This is a genomic window from Cutibacterium avidum 44067, from assembly GCF_000367205.1.
Taxonomy (GTDB): Bacteria; Actinomycetota; Actinomycetes; order Propionibacteriales; family Propionibacteriaceae; genus Cutibacterium; species Cutibacterium avidum.
The window spans coordinates 752435-769591 of sequence record NC_021064.1 but is presented as its reverse complement, the minus strand read 5'-3'; the positions used below and the strand labels follow the sequence as shown (position 1 = coordinate 769591).

General features: G+C 63.5%; 13 protein-coding genes. 6 read left to right on the top strand and 7 right to left on the bottom strand.

What is annotated here, in order from left to right:
• Nucleotides 1-47: 47 nt before the first annotated feature.
• Nucleotides 48-1019 (bottom strand): transcription termination factor NusA, encoded by a 972-nt coding sequence (gene nusA / locus PALO_RS03530; RefSeq protein WP_015582442.1) that lies wholly within the window; start codon nt 1017-1019, stop codon nt 48-50.
• Between the two features lies 1 nt (nt 1020).
• Nucleotides 1021-1557 carry a ribosome maturation factor RimP gene (gene rimP, locus PALO_RS03525; RefSeq protein ID WP_015582441.1) on the bottom strand — a complete coding sequence of 179 codons (537 nt, stop codon included), beginning with the start codon at nt 1555-1557 and terminating at the stop codon, nt 1021-1023.
• A gap of 144 nt (nt 1558-1701) precedes the next feature.
• Here rimP and PALO_RS03520 point away from each other — a divergent pair, with 144 nt between their 5' ends.
• Complete coding sequence (locus PALO_RS03520) at nt 1702-2646, top strand: DUF4439 domain-containing protein (protein WP_015582440.1); 945 nt, start codon at nt 1702-1704, stop codon at nt 2644-2646.
• 31 nt (nt 2647-2677) lie between these two features.
• Here the strand turns inward: PALO_RS03520 and PALO_RS03515 are convergent, their stop codons facing one another.
• The 3 genes from PALO_RS03515 to PALO_RS03505 form a co-directional block, all read right to left on the bottom strand.
• On the bottom strand, nt 2678-3445 hold the full coding sequence (locus tag PALO_RS03515; protein ID WP_004808689.1) for a sulfite exporter TauE/SafE family protein: 768 nt from the start codon (nt 3443-3445) through the stop codon (nt 2678-2680).
• 87 nt (nt 3446-3532) lie between these two features.
• The gene (locus PALO_RS03510; protein ID WP_174266647.1) at nt 3533-5287 is read right to left on the bottom strand and encodes a TIGR03767 family metallophosphoesterase; all 1755 of its coding nucleotides are present in this window, start codon (nt 5285-5287) and stop codon (nt 3533-3535) included.
• A gap of 159 nt (nt 5288-5446) precedes the next feature.
• Nucleotides 5447-7192 (bottom strand): proline--tRNA ligase, encoded by a 1746-nt coding sequence (locus tag PALO_RS03505; RefSeq protein WP_036901335.1) that lies wholly within the window; start codon nt 7190-7192, stop codon nt 5447-5449.
• Between the two features lie 506 nt (nt 7193-7698).
• Between PALO_RS03505 and PALO_RS03500 the strand changes: the two genes are divergently transcribed.
• From PALO_RS03500 to PALO_RS03480, 5 genes are read left to right on the top strand one after another with little or no spacing between them, the layout of a single operon-like run.
• Nucleotides 7699-10269, top strand: a complete 2571-nt coding sequence (locus tag PALO_RS03500; RefSeq protein WP_015582438.1) for a TIGR03773 family transporter-associated surface protein — start codon at nt 7699-7701, stop codon at nt 10267-10269.
• Complete coding sequence (locus tag PALO_RS03495) at nt 10266-11792, top strand: anchored repeat ABC transporter, substrate-binding protein (protein ID WP_015582437.1); 1527 nt, start codon at nt 10266-10268, stop codon at nt 11790-11792. Before PALO_RS03500 ends, PALO_RS03495 begins: the two co-directional genes overlap by 4 nt.
• A 19-nt stretch (nt 11793-11811) precedes the next feature.
• Nucleotides 11812-12891, top strand: coding sequence for a choice-of-anchor M domain-containing protein (locus tag PALO_RS03490; protein WP_015582436.1), 1080 nt, complete (start codon nt 11812-11814; stop codon nt 12889-12891).
• Nucleotides 12884-13657 (top strand): anchored repeat-type ABC transporter ATP-binding subunit, encoded by a 774-nt coding sequence (locus tag PALO_RS03485; protein ID WP_004808695.1) that lies wholly within the window; start codon nt 12884-12886, stop codon nt 13655-13657. The genes PALO_RS03490 and PALO_RS03485 overlap by 8 nt, the downstream gene beginning before the upstream one ends.
• A 13-nt stretch (nt 13658-13670) precedes the next feature.
• On the top strand, nt 13671-14528 hold the full coding sequence (locus PALO_RS03480; RefSeq protein ID WP_015582435.1) for an anchored repeat-type ABC transporter permease subunit: 858 nt from the start codon (nt 13671-13673) through the stop codon (nt 14526-14528).
• Between the two features lie 525 nt (nt 14529-15053).
• On the opposite strand, the gene PALO_RS03475 is transcribed toward PALO_RS03480, so the two are convergent.
• A complete protein-coding gene (locus PALO_RS03475) occupies nt 15054-15893 on the bottom strand; it encodes a GNAT family N-acetyltransferase (RefSeq protein ID WP_004808697.1) in 840 nt (279 codons plus the stop codon).
• 1 nt (nt 15894) lies between these two features.
• Entirely contained in the window at nt 15895-17076 is a 1182-nt protein-coding gene (ispG, locus tag PALO_RS03470; protein WP_036910520.1) for a flavodoxin-dependent (E)-4-hydroxy-3-methylbut-2-enyl-diphosphate synthase, read from the bottom strand.
• Nucleotides 17077-17157: the final 81 nt, after the last annotated feature.

Sequence of the window (17157 nt, the reverse complement as noted above, 5' to 3'; positions counted from 1 at the left end):
CGACCTTCGCGGGGAAGGTCGGACGTCGTCGGCTACCTCAAGCGGTCTCAGACCTGGTTGTCAGGACGGATGTCAATACGCCACCCGGTGAGACGAGCTGCCAGACGGGCGTTCTGGCCCTCACGTCCAATGGCCAGGGAGAGCTGGTAGTCCGGGACAACGGCCCTGGCAGCCTTGGCCTTGGGATCGATGACCGTCACCGACGCCACCTTGGCAGGCGAGAGAGCCGCACCCACGAACTCGCCGGGATCCTCCGACCAGTCGATGATGTCGATCTTCTCCTCGCCCAACTCATGCATGACGGCGCGCACTCGCTGACCCATCGGTCCGATGCAGGCGCCCTTGGCCGAGACGTCGGGATTGTGGGAAACGACGGCGATCTTGGAGCGGTGACCGGCCTCACGAGCCAGGGCCTTGATCTCGACGACACCCTGTTCGATCTCCGGTACCTCCATGGCGAAGAGCTTGCGCACCAGGTTCGGGTGGGTGCGTGAGACGATCACCTGCGGGCCGCGGGCCTCCTTCCGCACTGCCACGACGTAGACACGAATACGACGGCCATGCGAGTAGTCCTCACCGGGAACCTGCTCAGCCGGGGGCATGATGCCCTCGAGGGCGCCCAGATCGACGCGAACCGTGCGGGTGTCGCGGTAGGACTGCTGGACCACGCCAGTGATGACGTCACCCTCGACCGCCGCAAAATGGCCGTACTTCTGCTCGTCCTCGGCCTCGCGCAGACGCTGGAAGATCACCTGGCGAGCCGTCGAGGCAGCCACGCGCCCGAAGTCATCGGGGGTGCCGTCGTACCAGCCGACGATCTCCCCCTCCTCGTCCTTCTCCGGGATCATGACGGCGACGTTCCCGGTCTTGCGGTCGAGCTGGACCTTGGCACCCTTCGCAGGAGCATCCGTCTTGTCGTAGGCATTGAGGAGAGCATCCTCCAAGGTCGTCAGCAGGTAATCGAGCGGGATGTCCTTGTCCCGCTCGATCATGCGCAGGGTCGACAGGTCGATGTCCATCTCAGTTCTCCTCCTCCGACGCCTGTGCGTCGCGACGATTGAGCTCCACCTGCACGATGGCCTTCGCCACGTCAGCCAGCTGGACCTCGCGGGTGGTGTACACGGGCTTGTGAGGCTTCGAGTTCTCTGCCTCGACCTCGAGGGTGACCTTCTCCTCCGTGGCCGCGATGATGCGGCCATCGAAGGTCTCCCCGGATTTCTGCCCCTCGCCTGGGTTGAGGGTGAACCGCACCAAGCGTCCGACGTTGCGTCGGTAGTGACGTGGCTGGGTCAACGGAGTGGAGACACCACGCGAAGACACCTCGAGGGTGTACGGCGACTCCCCCATGGCATCGGCATCATCGAGGCAGCGGGAAATCTCGGCAGTGGCCTCGGAGATCTCGTCAAGGCTGGGTCCGTGGCCGTCAGGGCCATCCCCGTCGACCGTCACTCGTACCAGGCGACGTCGTCCGGCAGGCACGGCCTCGACGCGATCGAGTTCGAGCCCGAGCTGGGACACGACCGGTTCCAGCAGGCTGGTGAGCCTCTCTGCATTCATCTGTGTCTCATCCTGTTGTCGTTGCAAATTGTCCGCACCGAGTCTAGCCGCTCAGTCCTGTCACCTGGATGTCATCGCCTCCCCACCTGGGTGATCCCTGGTGTCAGGTCGGAGGTATAGCTTCAGTATGGATAGGGTGAGCACATGATCGCTCGGAGAACCCTTCTTGCCAGTGGAGCCAGTCTCGTCGCCGTCGGGCTGGCAGGTTGCGATCATGAGTCCGGCAAGAGGACGATCCCGGTGCGCTCAACCATTGCCAGCGCAGCCCCACAACGTCGCGATGCCGTGTCCCAGGAAGCCCTTCTGGCGCAGTTGGCGACGAAAGCCGCGAGTACCGTCGGTGGCAGCCGGAAGGTGATGTACCAGCGCGTCGCCGCTGCCCATCATCGGCATTGTCAGGTGCTGAGCCAGACTGACCCCTTCTCCGGAAACACAGGCTCTCCATCCCCCTCGGTCTCACCTTCACCGTTGACCGCCGGACAGGGATCGCCAGTTGCCTTGCTGCAGCGTCACGAAAAGGCTGCCGCTACCCAATATCTGTCGAATTGCCGAGCCGCAGGTGACCCCTCGGAATCCCTGGTGTGGGCCAGTCTCTCGGTGTTCTGCTCAGCTTTCGACCCCGACGCCCCCGCTCCACGTCCCACGCCCAAGGTTGTCCCGGTCTCCGTCGGACAGGAACCTCTCGTCAATGCCCAGCAGGCGCTCCTGACCCATCTCAATGCCCTCGTGGCAGGCCTGGAATGGGGTATCGGTCGCCTTGCCGAGGGAGACCCGCTTCGCGCCTGGGGATGGCGGCGACGCGACCAGGTCATCGCCCAGCGCGCCGAGGTCCGTCGGGGAATCCGCGATGCCTCTGCCACCCCGACCCCTGATCTGCCTGGCTACCCCATGTCGACACCTCCTGCCAATGCGGCAGCGACCCGTTCACTGTGGTCCGACTTGGAAGACAACGTGCTGTCTGGCTGGGGCCGGGTGACAGCCGCGAGCCCGGCGCCAGCACGTCCGCACGCCGTCGCCGCTATGGCCAGCCAGACTGAGGTCCTTGCCCATCTGGGCACTGGGGTGACGACCTGGCCCGGCTGGGTGTGAGCAGGAAGCCGCGACCCGGCGGCAACACGACTCAGACTCCCCAGATCAGCTGAACCAGCATCCGTACTGCCAGCACGCTGGTGATGATGAGGAACATCGTCCGGACGAAACCATTGCCATGTTTCATGGCGGTCCGAGCGCCGATGAACCCACCAACGACGTTGGCGATGACGAGCGGCCAGGCGACGTGCCACCAGACGTGACCGTGAATGGCCAGCGTCGTGATCGTGACGAGGTTCGTCACCGTGTTGCAGATCTTGGCCATCCCGGAGGCCTTGAGGAAGGAATAGCCGCCCACGGCGACATAGGTGAGTACCCAGAAGGTCCCGACCCCCGGTCCGATGGCCCCGTCGTAACACCCCAGGAAGAGGCCGATGATCGGAACCAGAAGGGGGTGTTTCCCGCCCTCTCCGTGCGAGCTCACGCCCAGGGCTGGTCGTCTCCAGGTGTAAATCCCTATGACCACGAGGACGATGAGCAGGATGGGCGTGTAGACCGCTCGGGACATGTAAGTGACGATCCGAGCCCCGATCACCGCGCCGATGACGGCCATGCCGGCCGCTGAGAGAAACATCCGCCAGTCCGGTCGTTGCTTGCGCAAGTACCCCACTCCAGCGGTGAGGTTCCCGACGACTTGGGCCGTCTTATTCGTCCCGACGATCGTCGCCACCGGCGTCTCGGTCGGCAAGCCAACCAACAAGGACGGCAGCATGATGAGTCCGCCCCCACCCACGACGGCGTTGACCCACCCTGCCATGAAGGCGGCGAGGACAAGACCAGCAAAGACCCACGACGTCACGTGTCAACCTTCCGTATGACACCAACAAATTAGGGGCCCCACCTCCTGAAAAGGCGGGGCCCGACACGTTCTCGGTCTGGAGGTGCCTCAGGCCCACGGATGCGCCAGTAGCAACTCCGTGTTGTGATCGACCGATGTACCAAGCCTACGTGCCATCGTATGGATGTCGTTTGCCCCGAACTCTCGGTACAGACTGGCCAGACCATCCGGGTCCGTGGTGTCGTAGTCGGCCTGATAAGGAGCATTGGACTCGATCAAGGTCGTGAAGATGCTCACGGTACCGTCGTGATTGTCGGCAAGCTCGATGACACGGGCCATCTGGGGAAAGTCGACGTGCGACGCCGTGTTGATCTCCCACCAGCTACGGCGGGCGTCGAGAGCGTGCCGGTGAGCGGTGATGTTGTTGGCATGCACATGGCCGTTGACCCACGCGACCACATTCGGGTAGTGCGAGAGCAGGGACACCAGTTCAGGGCCGAGATGACGAATACCGGTGCCGTCACCGGGGAGGACGGGGTTGTTCATCGTCTTCGAGTCATGGTGGCTGAAAAGGACGAACATGGTGTCGCTGGCGTCGTGATGATGCCGCACACCCAGATCGTCGTAGTACACACTGCTACCGGCGCGCAGCACGGACTTCAACCACTTCCACTGACGGTCGTCGATGGAACCATTGGTGTAGCCGGCCCGGTTGGTGGAGTCCAGGCTGATACCGGTCACGCCTTCTGCGATCGGGAAGGTGTAGTAACCGCGTACCGCGTTGAGGTCATTTTCGCTGAAACCGTGACCATGCGGACCCGCACCATCAGCACCCTCACGCAAGTGAGCCTGGATGAACTCAAAAGGAGTGAAGGGTACGCGCCGCTCATCCGCAGTGACCCGCCGAGTCAGCGAGACGGCATCATTGGACAGCGCGACCGGTCCGCCGCCTTGGGCTGCCTGGACGTAAGCCTTGGCGTCCCTGTCACTGGCGAAACCGGTGATCTTTCGATCGCTGGTGTACATCGCCTTCAGAAATTCCCAATCAGCAGGCAGCGTGCCTTGGACTGAGTCGTCGTGGTTTCCGAACACCGCATACCACGGGATCTTCACACCCGAGGACGACACCGGGGCCATGACGCGACGGAAGTAGCCGTCGATCTGAGGAAAGCCGGCACGTTTGTACATGTCGTCGTGATGCGCTTCAGGATTGTAAAACAGCGGATCCCCGAAGGTTTGCACACTCTCCCAGCGATCACGAGCACCAGTATTCGGGACGATCGTTCCCCCGGCCAACAAGGTGAGGTACCAGTCGAGTTCGACGTGCTCATGGTTGTCGGTGTTGTCACCCGTGCTGACGAGAGCGTCGAAAGCCCGTCCGGTGGCCGGACCGCCCCGGAGGGAATTGACGCGACGCACCAAGGAGGCCGTGGCAAGTGGGCCCAAGGCCTCGTGCGGGCGGAAGGCCGGGCCAGCTAGCAGGTGCAGGAACTCGACCCGCATCGGCGACTGCACATCGGTCACGTGCAGGTCAGTGAGCTGAACGACCGACGCCAAGCCGTGGCGTCGGTCGTCACGCCCGCTCTTGCCCCTGGCAAGTTCCTCGCGCACAACGAGCGGGTACCCGCGCTGTGCCTTGAGTCTGCGGTATCCGCTGCCCGGATCCCGCAGGCCCACCTGCTCGAGGGTGGTTCCGGCCGTAGAATGGAGACGCTTCGACGCATGAGCCAATGCCGGGGCCGTGCCGGTCACCGCTGCCGCAGCAACCAGGGTCATACCGCCGAGAAAGCTCCGTCGTCCCAGCGTGTTCCGGGCCACGTTGTCGTCAATTCTGGTCAATTTGTCTTCGTCCTCTGGCATCAATTTACCTTTCGCAAGGTCGAGGGGCCATTCGGCCCGACGTACGAAACCCATTGTCATAGGGGCATTGGGTCACTTGCGCGCCAGATTTCGAGAACAGTTGACGACGATACAGCCACGTGCGGATGTCGGCCGGTTAAACGATCACCTCCGAATCAGCGCTCAGCCGCGCACTTCCTCAAGGACGGCGGATACCGCCTCGGCCACACTGACCTCACGATTCTCACCCGTGGCACGATCGCGAACTTCAACGAGCCCGTCCTTGAGCCCCCGACCGACGACCACCGAGGTCGGCATACCGAGGATCTCACTGTCGGCGAATTTCACGCCCGGGGACGCCTTGCGGTCGTCCAGGAGCACATCGAGTCCGGCCTCGGCCAGCTCACTGGCAATCCTGGTCGCCTCCTCGAGAACCTCAGCACCCTTGCCGGTGGCGAGCACCTGGACGTCAAAGGGAGCGACCTCGCGAGGCCAGGCCAGACCCTTGTCGTCACAGGTACTCTCGGCGATGGCGGCCACCGCGCGCGAAACACCCAGACCGTAGGAACCCATGGTGACGGTCACGAGCTTGCCATTCTGGTCGAGCACCTTGAGCCCCAGGGCGTCGGCGTACTTCTTGCCGAGCTGGAAGATATGGCCAATCTCGATACCGCGGGACAGGTGCAGCTCACCACTGCCGTCGGGAGCGGGATCGCCCTCACGGATCTCGGCGACGTCGATGACTCCGTCGGGGGTGAAGTCTCGTCCTGCCACCATGTTGAAGACGTGACGATCCGTCTGGTCGGCACCGGTGATCCAGGACGTGCCGGTGACGACACGGGGATCGACGAGATAGCGCACCTTTGAGGAGTTCTCCTCGCCCAGGGACCCCGGGCCGATGTACCCCTTGACCAACTGTGGGTTGGCAGCGAAGTCCTCTTCCGTGAAGGGCTCAGCCACGGCCGGCTCGAGGGCGGCCTCGAGCCGCTTCTCGTCGACCTCGCGATCTCCTGGCAGACCGATGGCCAGTGGCTCACGCTTGCCGTCAGGATGGGTCACCATGAAGACGATGTTCTTGAGGGTGTCAGCCCCGGTCCAAGGACGATCCTCGCGAGGACGCACCTCGTTGGCCATCCGGACCAGGGACTCGATGGTGGGAACCTCGGGGGTGTCGACGACCTCCGCATCCGGCAATCCCTCGATCGACAGCGGGTCCGGGGCAGTCATCCGGACCGCCTCGACATTGGCCGCATAGCCACCGGGAGAACGCACGAAGGTGTCCTCACCATTGGCGGCAATGGCCAGGAACTCCTCGGAGCGGGAACCACCCATCGGACCGGACATCGCCTTGACGATGGCATAGTCGAGACCGAGACGGTTGAAGATGCGGATGTAGGCGTCGCGCTGGGCCTGGTAGGCCTCGTCGAGGCCCACCGGGGCGACGTCGAAGGAGTAAGCGTCCATCATGACGAACTCGCGGCCACGCAGGATGCCAGCGCGCGGACGAGCCTCGTCTCGGTACTTGTTCTGGATCTGGTAGAGACACAGTGGCAGGTCCTTGTACGAGGAGTACAGGTCCTTGACCATGAGGGTGAACATCTCCTCGTGGGTCGGGCCAAGCAACATCTCCGCCCCCTTGCGATCCTTGAGACGGAAGAGGTTGTCGCCGTACTCAACCCAGCGACCAGTCTCCTTGTAAGGATCGGAGGCGAGGAGTGCGGGGAAGCACACCTCCTGAGCTCCAATTCCAGCCATCTCCTCGCGACAGATGGCCTCGATCTTGCGCATCACCCGGAGGCCCAGTGGCAGCCATGAGTAGATGCCGGGAGCAACCCGACGGATGTACCCGGCCCGCACCAGCCAACGATGGCTGGGAACCTCGGCGTCGGCCGGATCCTCTCGCAGGGTTCGGACGAAGAGCTGTGACATGCGCGTCAACACGACGTGTACCTTCCCGGCCGCGCTCGACCCTCCGCCGCCCTTCGACGTGACCGGCCACGACCACGTTGAATCCTAGCGGCAGGGAGGATGGTGGCCGACTTCGCCAGCTCACCCTCGACAGTCCGTCGGACTCTCAACAGGTCACGCGCAGCGCGTGTATCGACTCCGACCGATCCCTCTACGCAAGTAATCTCGTGCGGCCTCAGAATGCAGCCAGGTGTGATCTCCATGGCCCCGATTCGCGCCGTCGATCCATGACCTATACCACGGCCAGGGTCACCAGCAAGCAAACACGACCCCGGTGGGGAGTGTTAAACATCACATTTCACAGCCACATGAAGCCAAGGAGGGCTCATCGGCAAGATGAATTCTTGACGTCGACAACCCGAGGATTGCCTGTCGCAACACGGTTCTCTATCAAGAACCCATATCAGGCCCCGGTAGCGGTGATAACTGTTCTCATTATACAGTTAGTCGGAAATCACAGGAAGACAATGGAGGCCACCGTGAAACGGTTCGCATCGCTCCTTGCCGTCCTGCTGACGTTCCTGATGATCAACCCATCCTCAGCGAACGCAGCAGCGCCGAGCCGGGAGCTCCTGCACAACGGCCTTGTCGACACCGCCCACGTCGAGTGGGGTACGGGCAGCGACAGGCCGATCATCAAGGGTCTCTGGGGCAGTGATGACCTCAGGGATCCCAACAACGTCTACGCCCAAGTTGGATCGGATGCCGACCCGGGTAGCGACAAGCCTATGGTCCTCGACCATGGTCACACTGACATCTTCCGCGTCGGATCGACCGACAATGGCGGACTCGACCTCAAGCTCAAAGAGGACGTGACCGGAGAGGGCATCCTGCACGCCCCGGAGAACGTGCTTCTCAAGATCAAGGACGCTGCGCTCATGGACATCCCGGCAGGTCTGCCGGGAGTTCCCAGGGGATATGTCCTCCCCCTCACCCAGAACCCGGAGGTTCTGTGGCCGGGTTGGGAGACCTTCGACGTCAAGCGCAATGACTTCAGCGCCGTCAAGATCAACATCAGCAACGTCAAGGGACCGGGCAAGGTCAACCTGTTCTCGCAGGGGTCCTTCGGAGACCTTCAGGCACTGCTCGACGGTGGCTCCAACACCCTGCCGGGCACGATCACGGTTCATCATCCGTCCCACGTGCATGCCAACTGGGTGTTCAGCAAGCCAGGTCTCTACACCATGACCGTCCAGGCCTTGGCCGAGAAGTCCGGAAAGACCTTCCAGACCAAGCCACACACCTATACCTGGGTGGTTGGCGACCAGACGGCCCTTCCGGCCCCGTGGGGCAAGCCGACCCCCATGCCGACACCTACCCCGTCCGTGACGCCGACCCCGAAGCCCTCGGCCACCCCGAAGTCGTCTGTGACCCCGGCCCCGAAACCGAGCAACGGCAAGGAGCCCTGCCACAAGAAGCTCGTTCTTGACCACGGTCATTCCGACGTCTTCCGCGTCGGCTCGGCCGCCAAGAACGGTCTTGACCTGCAGATCAAGGAGGACGTGACCGGCGAGGGCGTGCTTCACACCCCGGAGAACGTCCTGCTTGCCGTCAAGGACTCTGCCCTGACCACCATCCCGAGCGGGTACCCCGGTGCCCCCAGGGGTTACCTGCTGCCCATCACGCAGAACCAGGATCTGCTGTGGCCAGGCTGGGAGACCTTTGACGTCAATCGCAATGGCTTCAACGAGGTCAAGATCAACGTCCGCAACGTCAAGGGCCCCGGCCAAGTGCACCTGTTCTCGCAGAGCTCCTTCGGCGGAGTCAAGGCCCTTCTCGACGGTGGCTCCAAGACCCTCCCGGGCACCATCACCGTCAAGCAGCCGTCTCACGTGCACGCCAACTGGGTGTTCACCAAGCCCGGCCGCTACCAGATGACTGTTGACGCCACCGCCGTTCGCAATGGCAAGACCGTCAGCACCGGAGCCCACACCTACACCTGGATGGTCGGTTCCAAGGCCATCGCCGCTGCCAACACCTGCCCCACCGGTGACCACGGCAATGACAGCACCAAGGGCGGTTCCGACAAGCCCTTCGATGATCTCGGTATTGTCGGCACCACGCCGACCAACGAGGTTGGCGGAAACTCCGACTCGAACGGATCGACCGAGGGAACTGCTACCAGCGGCGCCTCGGCCCAGAAGGAGATCTGCCGTCCGGTGAAGATCCCCAACAAGGCTGCCGCTGCCGTGAAGAAGACGGCTCAGCCTGCCACCCATCCTGCGTCCATCGCCACCGAGGGGCACTTCGACTGGGGCGTCCAGCTGCAGTCCGGCAAGCTCATCTCCACTCTCAAGGACGACCGCTCCGCTCCGGCGAAGTGGGTTGCGCCGTCAAGCATCGTGATGGCTGTCGGTGACAAGGCCAACACCACCGCTCCCGCCGGCATGGAGTTCATTGCCAAGGGCGGCAGCAAGGTGTGGCACATCGGTGCGACCCAGGTTCCCGGCGTGCCGTGGCTCGGCGTCAACACCATGCACGAGTCCATCGTCAACGGCACCACCGGCCCGGTCCAGATGCACCTGGACAAGGTCAGCGGCCCCGGCAAAATGGCCGTGTTCATGTCCGGCACCTTCGGTGGTGGAGTGGGCCAGCGGGTCTTTGACAACGTCGGCGGACCCACCAGCTACACCGTCCCGGCCAACACCCATGCTCACCCGAACTGGGTGTTCACCGCCCCCGGCCACTACGCCGTGACCGTCACCCAGACGGCCACCACCAAGGCCGGCAAGAAGGTCAGCGCCACCGGCACCCTCCACTTCGCAGTGGGTATCGATCCCAAGTCGGTCGCCGCCTCCATCGGCAAGGTGTCGGCCTCCACCGGTGCCGACCAGAACACCGAGCCGAGTTACACCATCGTGGGCCGCACCCCCGATGGCAAGCCCTGCGATCTCAACGGGCTGCCACGCTCCGGTGAGAACGGCACCTTCGGCGATTCCGGTATCGCCTCCCAGACCAACCAGGGTCTGGTGGCCGGAGCCCTCGCGGTTATCGGTCTGACCGGCGCTCTCCTCGTGGCGAGGAGACGACGCGGGTGAGAAAACGCCTGGTGTGCGTCGTGGCCGCACTCAGCCTTCTGGCTGGGTGCGGCCACGCGCCCGCTTCCCAGAACGACAAGCTTTCCGTGGTGACGACCACGCCCATCCTCGCTGACCTGACGCGCAACGTCGCCGGCGATCGTGCCACCGTCACCTCGATGGTGCCCTCCGGCGCAGACCCCCACACCTACGAGCCGTCGCTGCGTGATGTCCGGACCGTCGTGTACTCGAAGGTCGCGCTGTCGAACTACCTCATGCTCGAACCCCATTCGGTCATCAAGACCATCGACGCCTCCCTGCCTGCCGGATCGATCAACGTCTCTCTGGCTGAGGAGGCACAGAAGTATGGCGCTGAGGTCATCCCGCTCGTCGAGAATGCCAACCTGGACACCGTCTGGCTGGGCCTGCGGGTCATCGGCAAGGGCACTGCTCGAGGGGCCGACCGTTCGTCCTCGGTCCATCTCCAATTGAAATCCGTCGACGGTCCTGGCGATCTCACCGCCTACATCACCGGCACCTTTGGTCGTCCGCAGATCTACTACTCGACGACTGACGGCGTCGACGAGCGTGATGACGTCGAGCTTCCCGCTGACGCCCACACCCACATGTCGTGGGCGTTCAGCAAGCCTGGCATCTACAAGGCGACCTTCGCGGCCACCCTGTCCACGGCCAAGGGAAACACCCCCATCGGCACCCAGACCCTGACGATTGCCGTCGGAGCTGATCCACGCACGATCCCCGGACTCGCCAATCGGACGGTCATCGACAAGGGCCACGCGGACCTCTCCGCTGACATCGACGAGGGCAAGATGATCATCCTGTCCGATCCGACTGGCGGTGGCGTCCGCACCCAGAAGCGTCTGAGCCCCGACAAGTCCGTGGTGTGGGTGCCCCCGAAGGCACTCACCGAAATCCCACCGACTCCGGCGTTTCGATTCCTGGGCCACCCTGGTGACTCGATCCACCAGCTGCCCCAGGCCGTTCTAGGCGCGCACGTTCATGGTGAGATCGACCCCCATCTGTGGATGAGCATCAAGAACACCAAGGCCTACGTGCAGGTCATCCGTGACGCTCTCATCAAGGCCGACCCCGACGGCGCCCAGCCCTACCGAGAGAACGCCAAGACATACCTGGCGAGGCTGGAAGAGACCTCGCACTACGTCGATCGCAAGATCGCCAACATTCCCAAGGGGCGGCGTCAGCTCATCACGAGCCACGACGCCTACGGCTACCTCGCTCAGGCCCACGGCATGCACGTGGCCGGATTCGTGACCGCCAATCCCGGTGTCGAGCCGTCCATGGCACAACGACGCAAACTCAACCAGACCATCGCCGACCTCAAGGTGCCGGCCGTGTTCCTGGAACCCAATGTGCTGCGTGGCTCCTCAGTGCTCGCGGCCATTGCCACCGAGAACGGTGTCCAGGTGTGCCCCATTTACGGCGACACCTTCGACGACCGAGTCACGAACTACATCGACCTTATGAAATTCGACGCCGACTCCCTGGCCAAGTGCCTGGGATGAGGCTCCTGCGGAGGAATCCATGATTACGAAACACCGTCGGTTGGCATCCCTGTCTGCCATGTTCATCGCGCTCAGTACTGGTTTCGCACTCTCGCAGCCAGCTCATGCCTCCCCTACCCCGCCACCAGATCCTGCCCTCAAGCAGACGGTGACCGACAACGAGAAGGTGGCCAAGGAACCCGCCGAGATCAGGCGAGGACACGTCGACGTCGGCCCTCGCATCGTTGACGGCAAGTTCACCCTCATGGCCCGCGACGACACCGCCAACCCGCCGGTGTGGCGCAGCACCGATGACGCCGTGCTACGCGTGGTCGATGCGTCCCGTATCGATGTGCCGAACGACGAGACCTACTCTTTCCTCGGCGACATGCGTGGCAAGAAGGCATATGTCATTCCGCAGACCCAGGACCAGAAGGTCGTGTGGCTCGGTTGGAACACCCAGGCCCCGGAGATCGTCAAGAACTTCCCTCGTGGCGCCGAACTCGTCTTCACCGGGCACGAGGGCCCAGGCCAGGCCCACATGTTCATCGAGAACGGTTTCGACGCCCCGACACCGCTGTATGGCTCCACCAAGTCCGGTGAGCAGTTAGTGCACATGGAGACCAACACCCATGTGCACGCCAACTGGGTGTTCTCCGATCCGGGAGCGCAGACCATCTCCGTCGATGTCCGCGGCACCGACGCCAAGGGCGCCAAGCACTCCTACTCGACCAAGCTGAGATTCGTCGTCGGTGACAAGGGCTCGGCCGACGAGGCTCGAACCATGGGGGCCTCTGCCTCGGCATCCTCCCAGGCTGCCACGGCATCGGATCCCTCGGCGTCCGGCATGGCCTCAACGAGCGGCTCCGCCGCTGCCTCGGCCCCTGCGAAGGCATCCCCGTCAACAGCTACCACCAACTCCACTGATAATTCCGACCATGGCACCCCGTGGGGAATGATCATCGCGATCATCGCCGGAGTCGTCATCATCGCCCTCATCATCGCTGCTCTGGTGGGACGCTCGAAGATCAGGAAGATGCACGACGAGGTGTGGAAGGACGAGGGTACCGACGCAACATCGGCCAAGACCTCCGACAGCGGAACGAGTTCACATGAGTGACCTCGGATCCATCAAGATCACTGACATGGCCGTCAACCTGGGCGGCCTCCGCGTGCTCCACGACGTCAACCTGTCAGCCAGCAGGGGTGACCTGCTGGCACTTCTGGGCCCCAACGGCGCCGGCAAGACGACCATTCTGCGCAGCATGCTCGGCTTGGTGAAACCGGCCAAGGGCAGTGTTGAGGTCGCTGGGTCCGCTCCCGGCAAGGGATGGCGTCACATCGGTTACGTCCCCCAGCGTCACGAATTTGCCTGGGACTTCCCCATCAGCGTCGCCGACGTCGTCATGAGCGGACGAACCCGCCACATCGGGTGGCTGCGTCGTCCTGGCAAGGATGACCACATCGCGGTGCGCGACGCCCTGCGGATCGCCGGCATGGCGGACTTAGCAAATCGCACCGTGGGAGAACTCTCCGGCGGTCAGCGTCAGCGTGTTCTCATTGCCCGAGCCCTGGCCACGCGTCCCTCCGTGCTGCTTCTGGACGAGCCGTTCACCGGGGTCGACATGCCGACCCAAGAGATGCTCACCGAGCTGTTCTGCCGCTTGGCAGCCGACGGCACCACACTGGTCATGACGACCCACGACCTCGCCCAGGCCATGGCCACCGCTGACCGGGTGTGCCTCATCAACCGCACCGTCATCGCCGACTCCACCCCGGAGGAACTGCGTGATCCGGCGATGTGGATGAAGGCCTTCGGGGTCACCGCGAACTCCCCGCTGCTGACCATGGTCGGGGCTGCTGAACCCGTCCACACCCCCGTCTGACAAGGAACCATCAATGCTCACTCCATGGGAGTTCTTCACTGATCTCACCAATCCCCTGCTGGTCTTCCTACCGAAGGCCCTGCTCGTTGCCGTGGTCTGCTCGATGGTTGCCGGCGTCATCGGTTCCCATGTCGTGCTGAGAGGCATGGCCTTCATCGGCGACGCGGTGGCCCACTCGGTCTTCCCCGGTTTGGCGGTGGCCTTCCTACTCCAGGGATCGCTGCTCGTCGGTGGTGCTGTGGCCGGTCTCGTCACTGCCGTCCTGGTGGCCATCGTCTCCCAGAACCGACGCCTCAAGGAGGACTCCGTCATCGGAATCCTCTTTGCGGGTGCCTTCGCGTTGGGAATCGTCATCATCTCCAGAGCTCCTGGGTACTCGGGTTCCCTGCAACAGTTCCTCTTCGGATCCATCACGGGTATCACCAACGACGACATCGTCGTCGTGTGCGTGGCCGGGGCCATCGTGCTGCTCCTGGAACGCGCCGTCCACAAGGAGCTGGTGACCGTCGGCCTGGACCGGGAGACTGCGCGGGCCTCCAACCTTCCGGTCTTCGCCCTCGACCTGCTGCTCTACGTGCTGGTGACGATGACCGTCGTCATCTCTGTGCAGGTCATCGGCAACGTCCTCGTCCTGGCCCTGTTGGTGACCCCGGCCGCCACCGCCCGCCTGTTCACCGATCGGCTGGGTCGAATGATGGTCCTGGCGCCGGTGATCGGCGGCCTCAGTGCCCTGGTGGGCCTGTACCTGTCGTGGTCGATCGACCTTCCGGCCGGCGGGACGATCGTCCTCGTCGCGACGGCGGTGTTCCTCCTGTGCTGGGTCCTCGCGCCACGCGGGCTGCTCGGGGGGATGCGGCGCCGGGTCGCCTGAGGCGGTCCTGTTTCCTCCCTATCCCGCCCCCTGCCGTACACCGCTCACCATGTGGAGCCGATCATTCCGGCACCTCCGATTGGTCTGTTGGAGCACCGTGGAGTTCCATGGAATCAGAGCCGACGGTCTCCGGAAAACACATCACTGCCGACGATTCAAGATCTGGGGCGCCACTAGAACCGTGAGCGTGCATACCCATTGGAAGGATCCATTTCTCCTTCTCGGGCTCAAAGGCACGCGTGACAGCGCATCTCTGAGCGAAACGAGGGATCGATGGGTTCAGGTGAACAAAATTCCCGACAGCGGAAATCGCCCAGCTGAAGCACCCATGTACGTCCTTGGTAAGCGACCATGTGCCCCGGGTTACTCACCACCGATGGCATTGTCACACACCGATCTCCAGAGACAGCGTCGAAAGGCCCCGCTGTTGAGAGCGTTCACTTGGTGTCTGCGACGCGGGGCACGGTCACTGACATGAACGCTGACCCTGTTCATCCGCTTTTACACCCTGGTAGCAGCGGGCCCTCAGTAAAGCACGGTGGCCATTTCTCCCACCTGACGGAAACCGACGGTGTCATACATCGCCAGGGCTCGGATGTTGAAGTCATTGACGTAGAGGGACACCGACTCGTAGCGTCGCTGGCACAGGTGTGCCACGGCAGTCATGGCAGCATCCGCAAGGCCCTTGCCTCGCCACGCCGGATCCAGCCAGACTCCCTGAATCTGACAGTGCGACCGCCAGCCAACGCCGATGTCCGACTTCCATCGCACGGTTCCGTCGTCATCGACAATGGCAAAGCAGTGTCCCTTCTGGACGAGAGCGCGCATGTGTCGCATGTACCCGCCGGAGCTTTCGATCGGACTGACGCCGACCTCCTCGGTGTACATCGCCACCGCAGCCTGGAAATAGGCCTGGAAATGACCCATCGTCGCAGCCGTGACACGGGGATCTGGAGCGACGCGGGACGGTTCCTGCAGCTCCAACAACGGCTGGCTGGCACGGACCTCGCGGGGTCTCCCCCAGGCGCGCGGGTAGCGCTGCGACAGGATGCGTTGCAGAGCCATCACCGGAGCGGAACGGCCCATCATGGACGAGGACGTCCGCCACGGACCAACTTTGGAGGACAGCTCCTCGATCGTTGACTCGTCGGAGGCCACCGGTACGACGTTGGCGCCCAGATGGAGCACCCCCTGCAATTCTCGGGAATGCACCACCCCGACGACAGGGCACCCGAGCCTGCCGCGATCCAAGCCGTTGGCCTGGATGCGCGACAAGAGAAAAAGATTTCCCACCGGGTCCTGCTGCAGGAATTCAGTGACCTGACCAACGTCGGTGTCGTCGAGGACCCTGATCCTGGTGAACACGTCAGGAGACCGCGACTTCCGGTTCCCCGGTCTCGTTCATGGTCTCGGCCATCCGGTTCGCCTCGTCGACGAGGGTCTGGACGATCTCGCTCTCGGGGACGGTACGGATGACCTCGCCGTGCTTGAAGATCTTGCCCTTGCCATTGCCGGCAGCAACACCAAGGTCGGCCTCACGACCCTCGCCCAGACCGTTGACGACACATCCCATGACGGCCACGCGCAGCGGGGCGTCGATTCCCTCGAGAGCGTCAGTGACGTCGTTGGCCAGGGACAGGACATCGACCTGGCAGCGTCCGCAGGAGGGGCAGGAGACGATCTCCAGGCCGCGGGGGCGCAGGTTGAGGGACTCCAGGATCTTGATGCCGACCTTGACCTCCTCGACCGGGTCGGCCGACAGCGAGACGCGGATGGTGTCACCGATGCCCTCGGCGAGCAGGTGCCCGAAGGCGACCGCGGACTTGATGGTGCCCTGGAAGGCGGGTCCGGCTTCGGTGACCCCCAGGTGCAGCGGGTAGTCGCACTTCTCGGCGAGCTGTTGATAGGCGCGGATCATGACGACAGGGTCGTGGTGCTTGACCGAGATCTTGAAGTCGCGGAACCCGTACTGCTCGAAGAGGCTCGCCTCCCACAGCGCCGATTCCACCATGGCCTCGGCAGTCGGGGCGCCGTACTTGTCGAGCAGACGCTTGTCGAGGGAGCCAGCATTGACGCCGATGCGGATGCTGGTGCCGTGCTCGGTGGCAGACTTGCAGATCGCCTCGATCTGGTCGTCGAACTTGCGAATGTTGCCCGGGTTGACGCGCACCGCACCGCAGCCGGCCTCAATCGCCTGGAAGACGTACTTGGGCTGGAAGTGGATGTCGGCGATCACCGGGATCTGGGATTGCTTGGCGATGATCGGCAGCGCCTCGGCGTCCTTGTCGGTCGGGCAGGCGACGCGGACGATGTCGCAGCCGGCCGCGGTCAGGGCGGCGATCTGCTGCAGGGTGGCACCGATGTCATGAGTCTTGGTTGTCGTCATGGACTGCACCGAAATGGGTGCATCCCCACCGACCAGCACATCTCCCACCTTGATCTGGTGCGTCTTGCGACGCGGCGCCAGGGTCGGAACGGGAGGGGTGGGCATACCCAGGTTCACGGTCATTGACGTGTCACTCCTGAAATCGTGGATTGTCATTTCCATTGTGTCACCTACGTCCACCAGTGTGGTGACGCTGACAGCGAGCACCCGCCCCGTCGTGGTGACGGGGCGGGTGCTGCGAGG

Excerpts from the sequence above, each read along its gene's own strand:
- nusA (WP_015582442.1), bottom strand. The coding sequence starts at position 1,019 with ATGGACATCGACCTGTCGACCCTGCGCATGATCGAGCGGGACAAGGAC.
- rimP (WP_015582441.1), bottom strand. The coding sequence starts at position 1,557 with ATGAATGCAGAGAGGCTCACCAGCCTGCTGGAACCGGTCGTGTCCCAG.
- PALO_RS03520 (WP_015582440.1), top strand. The coding sequence starts at position 1,702 with ATGATCGCTCGGAGAACCCTTCTTGCCAGTGGAGCCAGTCTCGTCGCC.
- PALO_RS03505 (WP_036901335.1), bottom strand. The coding sequence starts at position 7,192 with ATGTCACAGCTCTTCGTCCGAACCCTGCGAGAGGATCCGGCCGACGCC.
- PALO_RS03500 (WP_015582438.1), top strand. The coding sequence starts at position 7,699 with ATGGAGGCCACCGTGAAACGGTTCGCATCGCTCCTTGCCGTCCTGCTG.
- PALO_RS03490 (WP_015582436.1), top strand. The coding sequence starts at position 11,812 with ATGATTACGAAACACCGTCGGTTGGCATCCCTGTCTGCCATGTTCATC.
- PALO_RS03485 (WP_004808695.1), top strand. The coding sequence starts at position 12,884 with ATGAGTGACCTCGGATCCATCAAGATCACTGACATGGCCGTCAACCTG.
- PALO_RS03480 (WP_015582435.1), top strand. The coding sequence starts at position 13,671 with ATGCTCACTCCATGGGAGTTCTTCACTGATCTCACCAATCCCCTGCTG.
- ispG (WP_036910520.1), bottom strand. The coding sequence starts at position 17,076 with ATGGAAATGACAATCCACGATTTCAGGAGTGACACGTCAATGACCGTG.